12 protein-coding genes are annotated in these 12,657 nt (G+C 69.6%); 8 read left to right on the top strand and 4 right to left on the bottom strand.

The annotated features are described in order from the left end of the window. Positions 1-60: 60 nt before the first annotated feature. Entirely contained in the window at positions 61-1,140 is a 1,080-nt protein-coding gene (locus OG698_RS12815) for a MerR family transcriptional regulator (protein WP_406103187.1), read from the bottom strand. A gap of 493 nt (positions 1,141-1,633) precedes the next feature. Between OG698_RS12815 and pcaC the strand changes: the two genes are divergently transcribed. Together pcaC and OG698_RS12805 are read left to right on the top strand one after the other, a co-directional pair. Continuing rightward, positions 1,634-2,926, top strand: a complete 1,293-nt coding sequence (gene pcaC, locus OG698_RS12810; protein ID WP_406103186.1) for a 4-carboxymuconolactone decarboxylase — start codon at positions 1,634-1,636, stop codon at positions 2,924-2,926. Between the two features lie 54 nt (positions 2,927-2,980). Then, positions 2,981-3,616 (top strand): MBL fold metallo-hydrolase, encoded by a 636-nt coding sequence (locus OG698_RS12805; protein ID WP_356271916.1) that lies wholly within the window; start codon positions 2,981-2,983, stop codon positions 3,614-3,616. Between the two features lie 26 nt (positions 3,617-3,642). Here the strand turns inward: OG698_RS12805 and OG698_RS12800 are convergent, their stop codons facing one another. Then, complete coding sequence (locus tag OG698_RS12800; protein WP_406103185.1) at positions 3,643-4,215, bottom strand: isochorismatase family protein; 573 nt, start codon at positions 4,213-4,215, stop codon at positions 3,643-3,645. 192 nt (positions 4,216-4,407) lie between these two features. On the opposite strand from OG698_RS12800, the gene OG698_RS12795 reads away from it, so the two are divergent. Then, positions 4,408-5,187 (top strand): exodeoxyribonuclease III, encoded by a 780-nt coding sequence (locus tag OG698_RS12795; protein WP_399967867.1) that lies wholly within the window; start codon positions 4,408-4,410, stop codon positions 5,185-5,187. Between the two features lie 35 nt (positions 5,188-5,222). On the opposite strand, the gene OG698_RS12790 is transcribed toward OG698_RS12795, so the two are convergent. Next, positions 5,223-7,040, bottom strand: coding sequence for an SGNH/GDSL hydrolase family protein (locus tag OG698_RS12790; protein ID WP_406103184.1), 1,818 nt, complete (start codon positions 7,038-7,040; stop codon positions 5,223-5,225). A 122-nt stretch (positions 7,041-7,162) separates the two neighbouring features. Here OG698_RS12790 and OG698_RS12785 point away from each other — a divergent pair, with 122 nt between their 5' ends. The 5 genes from OG698_RS12785 (at position 7,163) to OG698_RS12765 (ending at position 10,909) form a co-directional block, all read left to right on the top strand. Next, on the top strand, positions 7,163-7,603 hold the full coding sequence (locus OG698_RS12785) for a DUF6278 family protein (protein WP_100591478.1): 441 nt from the start codon (positions 7,163-7,165) through the stop codon (positions 7,601-7,603). Between the two features lie 107 nt (positions 7,604-7,710). Then, positions 7,711-8,454, top strand: a complete 744-nt coding sequence (locus tag OG698_RS12780; protein ID WP_406103183.1) for an amino acid ABC transporter ATP-binding protein — start codon at positions 7,711-7,713, stop codon at positions 8,452-8,454. A gap of 17 nt (positions 8,455-8,471) precedes the next feature. Beyond that, positions 8,472-9,389, top strand: coding sequence for a glutamate ABC transporter substrate-binding protein (locus tag OG698_RS12775; RefSeq protein WP_406103182.1), 918 nt, complete (start codon positions 8,472-8,474; stop codon positions 9,387-9,389). Between the two features lie 9 nt (positions 9,390-9,398). After that, a complete protein-coding gene (locus OG698_RS12770) occupies positions 9,399-10,043 on the top strand; it encodes an amino acid ABC transporter permease (RefSeq protein WP_326773435.1) in 645 nt (214 codons plus the stop codon). Beyond that, positions 10,040-10,909 carry an amino acid ABC transporter permease gene (locus OG698_RS12765; protein WP_406103181.1) on the top strand — a complete coding sequence of 290 codons (870 nt, stop codon included), beginning with the start codon at positions 10,040-10,042 and terminating at the stop codon, positions 10,907-10,909. The genes OG698_RS12770 and OG698_RS12765 overlap by 4 nt, the downstream gene beginning before the upstream one ends. 54 nt (positions 10,910-10,963) lie before the next feature. On the opposite strand, the gene OG698_RS12760 is transcribed toward OG698_RS12765, so the two are convergent. Continuing rightward, complete coding sequence (locus OG698_RS12760; RefSeq protein ID WP_406103180.1) at positions 10,964-12,538, bottom strand: alpha/beta fold hydrolase; 1,575 nt, start codon at positions 12,536-12,538, stop codon at positions 10,964-10,966. Between the last annotated feature and the right edge of the window lie 119 nt (positions 12,539-12,657).

Below are 12,657 nucleotides of genomic sequence, written 5' to 3'. Positions count from 1 at the left end.
CCACCACGTACCGCTGCTGTCAGCGGATCCGGTGCAACTCGACGTGCATGCCGCACGTTCCTACTGCTGGAGCTCCATGACGTCGGCGACCACGCAGCTGGCGTTGTCGGGACCGCCGGAGCCGTTGGCGAGGGCGACGAGTTCGCGGATCGCCTCCTCGGGCTCCCTGATCTCGGAGAGCACCCGGTGGATCTCTTCGGTCGGCACGACGGTCGACAGTCCATCGGAGCAGAGCAGGTATCGATCTCCCTGCCGGGCGTCGTGGAGGCGCAGGTCGGGGGTGGCGTCGGCCCCTAGGCCCAGGGCTCGTATCAACAGCGACCGCTGGGGGTGGGAGGCGGCTTCTTCCGGGCTGAGGCGGCCCTCGTCGACCATCGACTGCACCATGGTGTGGTCGTGCGTGATCTGGAACAGCTCTCCGTCGCGCAGGAGGTGGACGCGGGAGTCGCCGATGTGGACGAGGGCCAGCTGTGATCCGGTCCAGAGCATCGCGGTGAGTGTCGTGCCGGCCTCCTCGGGTGAAGAACCGGTCCCGGCGACGCCGTGCACGGCCTGTTTGGCCTGTTCGACGGCGTCTTCAAGGACGTTGAGGAGATCGCCCGCCGGGACGCTGTCGGTTTCGAGGTACTTGAGTGCGTCAACGGCGGCCGCGCTCGCGGGGGCTCCCTGGCTGCCATAGCCGTCGGCGACGGCGAGCAGGCGGGACCCGGCGTAGGCGGTGTCCTGGTTGCTCTCGCGGACAAGGCCCTTGTCGGACAGTGCGGCGTAACGGATTCCCAGGGGCTTGGCGGTCGGGGACATGGCAGGGTCCTTCCAGGACAGGTGGTTGATGAGGAAGGTGGCCAGGTCCCGCCGCGCGGCGGTGTCGGCCTCGACCTGGGCCCAGAACGCGCGGACCTCCCGGGCCGCCGGGCCCGCCTCCAGCGTGCAGACGTGCTGGATGCGGGCCAGGGACATCCCCAGGCGTCGGAGCCAGGCGACCAGTCGAGCCTGGTCGAGTTGCTCCGGCGCGTAGAGGCGGTAGCCGGTCACCGGGTCGACGCGAGCGGGGGTCAGCAGGCCGAGCTCGTCGTAAAGACGCAGCGCCTTCGGTGACAGCCGCGACGCCTTCGCGAACGCCCCGATGGTCAGCAACCCCATGCCCACTCCTCACTCATACCGAGCACATCGCCCGGCCCCACCGATGCTGTGGCCTCCCCCAAGGTGAAGGTCAACAAGGGTTCCGATCGGCTCCATCTGATGATCTTTCACCCGCCGGCGTCGTGGCCCGCGCCCGGTCGACTGCGGCCTGCAGCGGGTTCGGTCGGCACATCGTGGAAAGGACACCAAGTCCCTTGCCGGCGAGCGGGATCTGCCCTTGCCCGCCCTGGTGCCGGCAAGGGAGATTCTCGGACTCCGGCGCGTCCGGACCTGCGACGCACGCGCCTCGTGCCTCACCTTCCTGGCCAACAACGGCGTGCCGGACCACGTCCCTTGCGCGGTGGGCCGGTCACACGAACGTGAAGACCACCAAGCAGTGGTACGTCAAGACGGACATGGAGGATCTTCGCGAAGCCTCCACAAGGTGGGATGGCCTGCACGGGGTGTCCACCCAGTCGTGTGAGAAATTGTGAGATGTGAGACCGTGCAGGGCGTGAGTGAGACACCGAAGAACACCCTGCAATACCGCTTTGACGGGCCAGAAGACGCCCCAGTCCTGATCTTGGGTCCCTCACTGGGTACCACCTGGCACATGTGGGACCGGCAGGTACCCGAGCTCGCCCGGCAGTGGCGGGTGTTCCGTTTCGACCTGCCCGGGCACGGCGGCGCCCCCGCCAACCCGGCCGGTTCTGTCGCCGACCTCGCCGCGCGTCTCCTGGCCACGCTCGACGAACTCGGCGTGCAGCGCTTCGGCTACGCGGGCTGCTCCCTGGGCGGCGCCATCGGCGCGGAGCTGGCGCTGCGCCACCCCCAGCGCGTGGCCTCCCTCGCGCTGATCGCGGCCTCGCCCCGCTTCGGCACCGCCGACGAGTTCCGCCAGCGTGGCGTGATCGTCCGCAGCAACGGCCTCGACCCCATCGCCCGCACGTCCCCGGAGCACTGGTTCACCAGCGGCTTCGCGGCCGCCCAGCCCGCGATCACCGACTGGGCCGTGCAGATGGTGCGCACCACCGACCCGGGCTGCTACATCGCCGCCTGCGAGGCGCTCGCGTCCTTCGACGTACGGGCCGAGCTCGGCTCCATCGGTGTCCCCACGCTCGTCCTCGTCGGCTCCGACGACCAGGTGACGGGCCCCGCCCAGGCGCGCACACTCGTCGCCGGCATACCGGACGCGCGGCTCGCCGTCGTGCCCGCCGCCTCGCACCTCGCCCCGGTCGAGCAGCCCGCCGCCGTCACCGACCTCCTCGTACGGCACTTCTCGACCGCCTGGCAGCCCGCGTACGAGACCGGGCAGCACGCGATCCCCGCCGCCCCCGTCAAGCCCGTCCTCGCGCCGCCGCCCCCGCCGGTCGCCCCCGTGGCGGAGATCGGGCCCACGGAGGCCCAGCCCGAGGCGGAGGTCCGGCCCGACCGGCACGACATCGGTCTCAAGGTGCGCCGAGAGGTGCTCGGCGACGCGCACGTCGACCGGGCGCTGGCCTCGGCGGATGCCTTCTCCGGCGACTTCCAGGAGTTCCTCACCCGCTACGCGTGGGGCGAGATCTGGAGCCGGCCCGGCCTCGACCGCCGCATGCGCAGCTGCGTCACGCTCACCGCGCTCGTCGCCGGCGGCCACCTCGAAGAGCTGGCCTTCCACACCCGCGCCGCCCTGCGCAACGGCCTCACCGCCGACGAGATCAAGGAAGTGCTGCTCCAGGCCGCCGTGTACTGCGGCGTGCCCGCGGCGAACTCGGCGTTCAAGGTGGCCCAGGCCGTGATCCGCGAGGAGACCACGCCGCAGGACTAGACGACCGGGTGCCGGGGCGGGCCGGACGCGGGCCGGGAGCGCAGGATGGTTCCTATGAAGCTCACGAAGAAGATCCATGCCTGCGTCCGCCTGGAGAAGGACGGGCGGACGCTCGTCATCGACCCGGGCGGCTTCTGCGAGGAGGACGCGGCTGTCGGCGCCGAGGCGATCCTCGTGACGCACGAGCACCCCGACCACTTCAACGAGGCCCGGCTGCGGGTGGCCCTCGAAGCTGACCCGGCCACCGAGATCTGGACCCTGAAGTCCGTGGCCGACAAGATCTCGACGGCGTTCCCCGGCCGGGTGCACACGGTCGGGCACGGCGACACGTTCGAGGCGGCCGGTTTCGACATCCAGGTCCACGGCGAACTGCACGCCGTCATCCACCCGGACATCCCCCGCATCACGAACGTCGGCTACCTGATCGACCACGGCCGCGTCTTCCACCCCGGCGACGCGTTCACCGTCCCCGACCAGCCCGTCGAGACCCTCCTCGTGCCCGTGATGGCCCCCTGGAACAAGATCGCCGAGGTCATCGACTACCTCCGCGAGGTCGGCCCGCAGCGCGCGTACGACATCCATGACGCGCTGCTGACCGACCTGGCCTGGCCCATCTACGAAGGGCAGATCGGGGCGCTCGGCGGGACGGACAACCTGCGGCTGACGCCGGAGGAGTACGCGACGCTCTGAGCACCCTCGCGGGCTGTGAACTCCGGTTACCGGCCGAGGAGTTCGACGATCTCTTCGGTCGTGGCGAGTTCCGCGATCCGCGGGAAGATCTTGCCGAAGCTGTGCTCGTGGGACGCGGCGTCCGTGTCGGTCGTCGCGTCCTCGACCACCGTGAGGTGGTAGCTCAGCTCGAAGGCGGAGCGGGCGGTGGACTCGACGCCGATCGAGGACGAGATCCCCGCGAGCACGATCTGCGTCACTCCGCGGCGCCGCAGCTGGAGGTCCAGCTCCGTCCCCGTGAACGCGCCCCAGTGCCGCTTGGTGATCACGATGTCGTCGCCGAGCGGGCCCAGCTCGTCCGGGAACTCGGAGAACGCGGCGGGCGGCGCCTGGGTGAGCCCCGGGGTGGCCGACCGGCTCACCGGCAGGTCGCCGCCGTCGGGGGACCAGGCGACGCGGACCCGCACGACGGGCAGGCCCTTGGCGCGGAAGGCGTCCGCGAGCGTGGCCCCGTTCTTCAGGACTCCGTCGGCGGGGTGGACGGTCGGCAGGCCGAGGATGCCGTTCTGGAGGTCGATGAGGACGAGGGCGGTGCGCTCGTCGAGGGTGGTGGCGGACATGGGGGGTGCTCCTTGCGGATCCGGGGGGAGATGCTTCGACAGGCTAACTTTCAAACAGGGAAACTTGCAAGGTAGCCTGCCTATCGCCTATCGCCTATCGCCTGCTGCCTGTCGTCTGCTGCCCAGCGCGCCCCGCCGGCGGCCGCCACGGGTTCGGCGGGCGTTGTCGTACCCGCCCGGTAGGTTGTGGGCATGCGGATTGCTACCTGGAATGTGAACTCGATCACCGCCCGGCTGCCCAGGCTCCTCGCCTGGCTGGAGAACACCGGGACGGACGTGCTGTGCGTCCAGGAGGCCAAGTGCACGGCCGAACAGTTCCCCGTGGACGAGCTGCGCGAGCTGGGCTACGAGTCCGCGGTGAACGCGAACGGGCGGTGGAACGGCGTGGCGCTGATCTCCCGCGTCGGCCTGGAGGACGTCGTGACCGGCCTGCCCGGCGACCCAGGTTACGAAGGCGCCCACGAGCCCCGCGCGATCTCCGCCACGTGCGGCCCGGCGCGCGTCTGGTCGGTATACGTGCCGAACGGCCGCGAGGTGGACCACCCGCACTACGCGTACAAGCTCCAGTGGTTCGAGGCGCTCAAGGCGGCCGTCGCGGGCGACGCGGGGGGCTCGCGCCCGTTCGCCGTGATGGGCGACTACAACGTCGCGCCGACGGACGACGACGTCTGGGACATCTCCCTCTTCGACGGCGCCACGCACGTCACCCCGGCGGAGCGCGCCGCGCTCGCCGCGCTCCGTGAGACGGGCCTGACCGACGTGGTCCCGCGGCCCCTGAAGTACGACCACCCCTTCACATACTGGGACTACCGCCAGCTCGGCTTCCCCAAGAACCGCGGCATGCGCATCGACCTCGTCTACGGGAACGCGGCGTTCGCGGGGGCCGTGAAGGACTCGTACGTGGACCGCGAGGAGCGCAAGGGCAAGGGCGCCTCGGACCACGCCCCGGTGGTCGTGGACCTGGAGGTCTAGGACCTCTGCGACCCGAGGGGGGCTGAGCCGGAGCTCTACGGCCTCAGCGCCCCCAGATCCACCGCCCGGGCCATCGCGTCGAGCCCCGCGTCCCCCGGGTGCAGATGATCCCCGCTGTCGTATTCGGGCCGCATCCGCGCGGGATGCGCCGGATCGCGCACCACGGCGTCGAAGTCGACCACCGCGTCGAAGTCGCCCCCGCTGTCCCGCACATACGCGTTGACGACCTCCCGCTCCCGGTCCGCCGTGGCTGTGCACAGGGTCTCGCCCTCGCACGGAGTGACCGTCGCCCCGACCACGCGCAGGCCCCGCGCGTGGGCGCGCGCCGCGATCTCCCGTAGCCCGGCGACGACTTGGGCCCCGCTGAAGCCGGCCCGTACGTCGTTGACGCCCTGGAAGACGACGACCGTGCGCGCCGACGTCTGGGACAGCACGTCACGGTCGAGGCGGTGCAGCGCGCTCACACCGCCCGTGTCCGTGGAGACGCCGTCCCCCGGATAGCGGTCGCCCGTCACCCGGTTCGCCGAGATCCCCTGGTTCAGGACTCCGTAGTGCGGCACCGCGTCCTGCTCGCGCAGCCGGGTGGAGAGCATGTCGGGCCAACGGTGGTTCGCGTCCGGCGTCGACTTCACGCCGTCCGTGATGGAGTCGCCGAGCAGAACGACCGACCCGGGCCCGCCGCTCACGTCGACACCGGTGAGCAGCGGCCAGTACGTGATCGTCGACGTGTACGAGGCCGCTGAGGCCTCCGCCGCGTGATCGCCCGGCAGGCTCACGTACGAGCGCTGGATCGCCTGGCTGTGCACCGGTGCCGTGGCGACCGCCTCCGGAAGATGGAAGCTGACCAGCAGATTCGCGCCGGCCGGCACATCGAAGCCCACCGCGTCGCTGAACGCCTGTGCCCCCGCGGGGATCTCCGTACCCGCCGAGCCCCGGAACGTCAGCGGCACCGGCTCGCCCTTGGCCCCGGCGCCCGCGTCCTGCACGGCCACCGTCGCGCTCCCGACCCGCACCGGCGCCGACGCGAACGTGTTGTCGAGCCGGATCCGCACGCGCGGCCCGCCCACGCTGGTGTGCACGACGAGCCGCACCGTGCGGTCCGCCCAGGGGCCGACGGCGGCGTATCCGGCGGTGGACGCCGACCAGGTGCCGCTCCACCCCGGCGCGGGCGAGCGCACCGACAGGGCGAAGACATGCAGATCGGGGGTGCCCGGGTCCCGGGGCAGGTCCACGGAGGCGATCTCGCGGCCCTTGGTGACCGGCACCGTGACGACGTACAGCCGTGTCTTCTCGGCGAGTTGGCCGCCGGGTGTGTTGCGGTGGGGGAGCGCCACGGACTTGGTGGCGAGCGGGCCCGTGCGCCAGTCGGGCGCGGTGAGGCGGTACGTGGAGCGCGAGCCGTCCCGGTAACGCACGGTGCCGCTGCCGGCCGCGTCGCCGCCCGTTCCGGCCACCAGGAAGGCGAGCGCGTCGCCCCGGCCGTGCACGCGGACGGACTGGCCGTCTGCGCGCACGTTGTCGGGCCCGGTCGCCACCGTGCGCGGCCAGGTGAGGCGGGCGCCCTCAACACCCAAGGCCCGCCCGGGAGTCCAGCCGGCCGCCGACAGGTCACCGACGGAGAGCGAGCTGCCCGAGCCGTCGAAGTCGGCCTCCCCGGCCCGGTCGTCGGCGCTCACCGCCCTGTTGTCGAAGAGCCGCTCCAGGGGGAGCGGCTCGGGTCTGTGCGGGGCGGCCTGCGCGACGGCGGTCGGGGCGAAGCCCGTAAAGAGCGCCAGTACAGCTGCCGTTCCCCAGACGCGTCGGCGCACGACCGACTCCCTCCACTGGTGGGTGAGACGTGACAGGTGAGCCATGAAGCTAAAGAGGAGACAGGTTCGCGTCAATGAGCCGCGTGCGAACGTGGCCCGAACTCTCCGTAACGGAGCTCAGCGCGCCCTGTGGTGCGACAGCCTGCGGGGATGTCAGGGTGAGCGGTATGAACATCCCTTTCTTGGACAACTGGCGCAGGAAGCACGGCTCCGCCTTCGGCGTGGCCGTCTTCACCGAGGGTGACGGCGGGGCCGAGGGGATCGCCGAACTTCTCTCCGAGTGCGAGCTGCTGCGCTCGCAGGCGCACGAGGCCGGGGTCGAACTGGACGACTCCGTCGCGTCGTTGGAGGCGCTCGACCAACTGGTGCCGCGCTGGCGCGAGGACGAGGAAGCGCTGCCGTGGCTCGGCAACGACGCGGGCCTGTACCTCGGTACGGTCCTCGTCCGCCAGGTGCCGGAGGCGACGTGGGTGATCTGGCCCAACGGGCAGCCGGTGGTGCGGCTCCCCTCCGGCCGCGAGGTCGACGTCGTCGCCGCGGGCCACGAATGGGCGACCAGCGGGGCGCCCGAGCTGTCGCAGTTCTACGCCGAGGCATCGGAGACGTAGCACCGCAAATACGGTTAATGGCCATACGTGCGTGTCGCCGGTCAAGTCCCAAATTGACGTGGATAGTTTGCGCGGACCGACACAGCTGAGAGTGGGCAGGTCTTGCCATGGCCGTCGATCCGTTGATCGAGCTGCGTGACGTCAACAAGTACTACGGGGAGCTGCATGTCCTCCAGGACATCAACCTCACCGTCGGCAAGGGGGAGGTGGTGGTGGTCATCGGCCCCTCTGGGTCGGGAAAGTCGACGCTCTGCCGGACGATCAACAGGCTCGAGACGATCCAGTCGGGGAACATCCGACTCGACGGACAACCGCTTCCGGAGGAGGGCAAGGCCCTCGCCCATCTGAGGGCCGAGGTGGGGATGGTCTTCCAGTCCTTCAACCTCTTCGCGCACAAGACGGTCCTGCAGAACGTCTCCCTCGCCCAGATGAAGGTCAGGGGCCGCAAGCGGGAGGAGGCCGACAAGCGCTCCCAAGAACTCCTCGACCGGGTGGGGCTCGCCTCGCAGGCCACCAAATACCCCGCCCAGCTCTCCGGCGGCCAGCAGCAGCGCGTGGCCATCGCCCGCGCCCTCGCCATGGACCCCAAGGCCCTCCTCTTCGACGAGCCGACCTCGGCCCTCGACCCGGAGATGATCAACGAGGTCCTCGAGGTGATGCAGCAGCTCGCCCGCGACGGCATGACCATGGTCGTGGTCACCCACGAGATGGGCTTCGCCCGCTCCGCCGCCAACCGCGTCGTGTTCATGGCCGACGGCCGCATCGTCGAGGACCGCACCCCCGAGGACTTCTTCACCAACCCGCGCAGCGAGCGGGCCAAGGACTTCCTTTCCAAGATCCTCAAGCACTGACGGGGGTGGACCGATCCATGCTGCGCAAGACACGTGTGTTCCGCGCCGTCGCCGCCCTCGCCCTCACCGCCCTGGCCGCGGCGGCCTGCGGCAAGGAGGGCAGCCCGCCGACCAAGGGCCCGTCGGACGCGCAACTGCCCAAGTACCAGGTGGCGCAGGGGTTCGAGCTGACCGACTCGAAGACGTGGCGCAAGGCGAAGAAGCGCGGGCACTTCGTCGTGGGGGCCAAGGAGGACCAGCCCTACCTCGGCGAGAAGGACCCGGCCACCGGTGTCTACTCCGGCTTCGACATCGAGATCGCCAAGATGATCTCCGCGTCCCTCGGCTTCGCCCCCTCGTCGGTCGCCTTCAGGACGATCGCCTCGGCCAACCGCGAGACCGCCCTGCAGAACGGCCAGATCGACTACTACGTGGGCACCTACACGATCAACGACAACCGCAAGAAGCTCGTCGGTTTCGGCGGCCCCTACTACATGGCCGGCCAGTCGCTCCTCGTCCGCACCGACGAGCACGACATCAACGGACCGCAGGACCTGGACGGCAAACGCGTCTGCTCCGCGGCCGGCTCGACCCCCTACCAGCGCATCCAGAAGGACTACCCGAAGGCGGTGCTCGTCGCGTACGACACGTACTCCGTCTGCGTCGACAACCTGCTCACCTACCAGGTCGACGCCGTCACCACCGACGACGCGATCCTGCTCGGCTACGCGGCCAAGGTGCCCGACGAACTCAAGCTCGTCGGCAAGCCGTTCTCCAAGGAGCCCTACGGCATCGGCGTACCGAAGAGCGACAACGCGCTGCGGTTCGCGATCGACACCGCGCTCCAGACCCGCGAGAACGACGGCGACTGGAAGAAGGCGTACGACGCGACGCTCGGCCTCTCCGGAGTGCCCGCGCCGAAGCCGCCCCCCATCGACCGCTACCCGGCGAACTGAGGAGGCCCCGTGTCCGTACTGACCAGCAATTTCTCCACCTTCGCCAAGGGGTTCCTCGGGACGGTCGAACTGACCGTCTACGCCTCGATCCTCGCGCTCGTCCTCGGCTTCGTGATGGCGTCGTTCCGGGTCGCGCCCGTCGGCTCCTTCCGTGTCTTCGGCACGGTCTGGGTCAACATCCTGCGCAACACCCCGCTGACCCTGCTGTTCTTCGCGGTACTCCTCGGCCTGCCGCGCTTCGGACTCGTGCTGCCCTTCAAGGTGTTCGCGATCCTCGCGCTCGGCTGCTACACCTCGGCGTTCATCTGCGAGGCCCTGCGCTCCGGCATCAACACCGTGCCGAGGGGACAGGGCGAGGCGGCCCGCAGCCTCGGCATGACGTTCGGCCAGACGCTGTCGATGGTCATTCTCCCGCAGGCCTTCCGGTCCGTCATCCCGCCCGTCGGCTCGACCCTCATCGCCCTCGCCAAGAACTCGGCGATCGCCGGCGCGTTCAGCGTCAACGAGCTGCTCGGCACCTACAAGACCCTCAGCGAGCTGGGCTACAACATCATCTGGACGTTCTTCTGGATCGCCGTCGGCTACCTGATCATCACCCTCACCATCAGCGCGATCTTCAACGTGCTCGAGAAGCGCTGGGGAGTTCCCCGATGAAAGCTCTTGCCCACGACGCGACGGCCCTCTACGACGTACCGGGACCGAGGACCGAGCGCCGGCACCGGCTGTACGGGGTGCTGTCCATGCTGATCGTGCTCGGCCTGCTCGCCTGGATCTTCTACCTCCTGTTCGAGACCGACCAGTTCACCTACACGAAGTGGATGCCGTTCGAGTACAAGGGCATCCAGGAGCTGCTCCTGCGCGGGCTCGGCAACACGCTGAAGGCGTTCGCCATGGCCGCCGTGCTCTCGCTCGTGCTCGGGACCGTGCTCGCGGTGGGGCGTCTGTCCGACCACCGGCCGGTTCGCTGGCTCGCCACCCTCGTCGTGGAGTTCTTCCGCGCGATGCCCGTCCTGGTGATGATCTTCTTCATCTTCGTGGCGCTGAAGGTCCAGCCGCTGCCCGCCCTCGTCGCCGGGCTCGCCCTCTACAACGGCTCGGTGCTCGCCGAGGTCTTCCGGTCCGGTGTCAACTCCGTCGAACGCGGCCAGGGCGAGGCCGCGTTCGCGCTCGGCATGCGCAAGACCGAGGTCATGACGCACGTCCTCGTGCCGCAGGCCGTACGCGCCATGCTGCCCGCCATCATCAGCCAGCTGGTGGTCGCCCTGAAGGACACTTCGCTCGGCTATCTCATCACCTACGAGGAGTTCCTCCACGCCGGGAAGCTCATCGCCTCGAACCTCGACTACGATTTGCCCTTCATCCCCGTGGTGATGGTGATCTCTCCGATCTACATCGGGATGTGCATGCTCCTTTCGTGGTTCGCCCAATGGGTGTCCAAGCGCCAGCGGCGCAACCCCAAGGTGGAGGCGGTCGAAGTCGCCCCGGCCGAACCGGGGACGCTGCTGCCGGGGGTGCAGTAGCAGGGGCTCCTTGCAGAGACCACAGGGCCATGCCCGCCCGGCAGCAGCCGGAGATCACTGCTCGCGCAGGGGGATCGACACGTATGACGGGTCGTCCTTCGGCGAGGAGAAGGTCAGCTGCGCGCCGGTCGGGTTGTGCTCGATATAGAGCGGGTCGACCGTGTCGACGACTAGGGCGAGCCGGTGCCCTGCCGGGACGTCGTAGGCCGTGGAGAACAACTCCAGGTCCACGCCGATCGGAGCACCGGGTGTCTTGCCGTGGAAGGTGTACGGCGCGTTGCTGACCAGCTTGCCGAGGCCGAGCGGGCCCACGTCGTAGAGGTACGCGACGAGGGTTCCGCTCTCCTTGGTCGGGGTGAGCGTGGTGTGCAGCTTCGCCGTCCCGCGCACATGCTGTTCGGATGTGTACTTCTCCGACTGCCACACGCCCGCCCAGCGGCGCGGCAGCAGCGGAACCGAGGCCGTCGGGGGCAGCCGCAGGAACTGGTCGAGGATGTTCGACAGTTCCAGGAGTCCGCCGTTGGCGCCCGAGTCGACGTTCGTGTGGATCGTGGTCGTGCCCGCGAGGGCGATCTTCTTCTTCGTCGCGCCGACCGACTTCCAGTCGGGGTAGCTCTCGTACGCGCCGGTGGAGCGGGACTTGATGCGGACGGGGAGCTCGCGGTCGACGCCGTTGTCGGCGCCCTTGAGGTAGTGGTCGAACCAGCGGTGCGTGTCCTCCCACGTGTCGTTGGGCAGCCCGAGCAGTCCGGTCGCCTCGGCCGTGGCGTGGTCGCCGGGGCGGAACTCCAGGCGCTTGGGCGTGGTGAGCTTCTCGTAGAAGTCCGCGTACTGGTTGGGCGGGAAGATGGTGTCGCCCCAGGCGTTGCCGAGCAGGATGGCGGCGCCGTTCTTGTTGATGCTGTCGAGGTACGTCTCGGGGGAGCGCTTCTTGCCCCACGCGATCATGTCGTCCTCCTTGGCCAGGTTCGAGCCGAGGAAGTCCTTCATGACCTGCTGGAGTTCGGGGCTCGGGCGGCCCGTGAGATAGCCGGCGCCGGAGAGCAGGGCGGCGGCCTGGAAGTGCTGGGTGCGGCCCGAGTAGATCGAGTCGATCAGGTTCCCCCAGCCGCTGAGCGCCGCCACGGCCTTGATGCGCTTGTCGTGTCCCGCGGCGAGCAGGCTGATGCCCGCGCCGTAGGAGACGCCCGCCATGCCGACCTTTTCCGGGTCGGCCCGGGTGTTGGCGAGGGCCCAGTCGATGACCTTCGAGGCGTCCTCGATGTCCTCGGGGCCGCCGACCTCGATCTCGCCGCCGGACTGCCAGAAGCCGCGCGAGTTGTAACTCACCACGACATAGCCGGAGTCGGCGAGCTGCTTGGCCTGGGCGAGGTACTCGATCTGCGGCACGGCCCAGCTCGTGGGGAGCACGACGACCGGGTATCTGCGCGAGGTGTCGGAGGGGGCCACGACGTTGGCCTTCAGGACCGTGCCGCCGGCGCCGGTGATGTCGACGAAGCGCACGCCCGGCCCCGGCGCCGCCTGCGCGGCGGGGGCCAGGCCCAGCGCCGCCCCGGCGACCAGGGTCGCGGACACGGCACCAACAGTGGTCGTACGCAGCGCTCTGCGCGGGTGTCGCGGCTGTGCCACGGGTCACTCCTCACTCGTGTCAGTGCAAAGTGACCCGACGGTAACCGCGGCGTCTTACCGTAGGTAACCCGTCGGTAAGTTACGTACGGGTAACGATGTTTTGTTGTTCAACGGTGTCC

The sequence above is a fragment of the Streptomyces sp. NBC_01003 genome, assembly GCF_045162695.1.
Lineage (GTDB): Bacteria > Actinomycetota > Actinomycetes > Streptomycetales > Streptomycetaceae > Streptomyces.
This window is presented reverse-complemented; position numbering and strand designations above follow the sequence as displayed.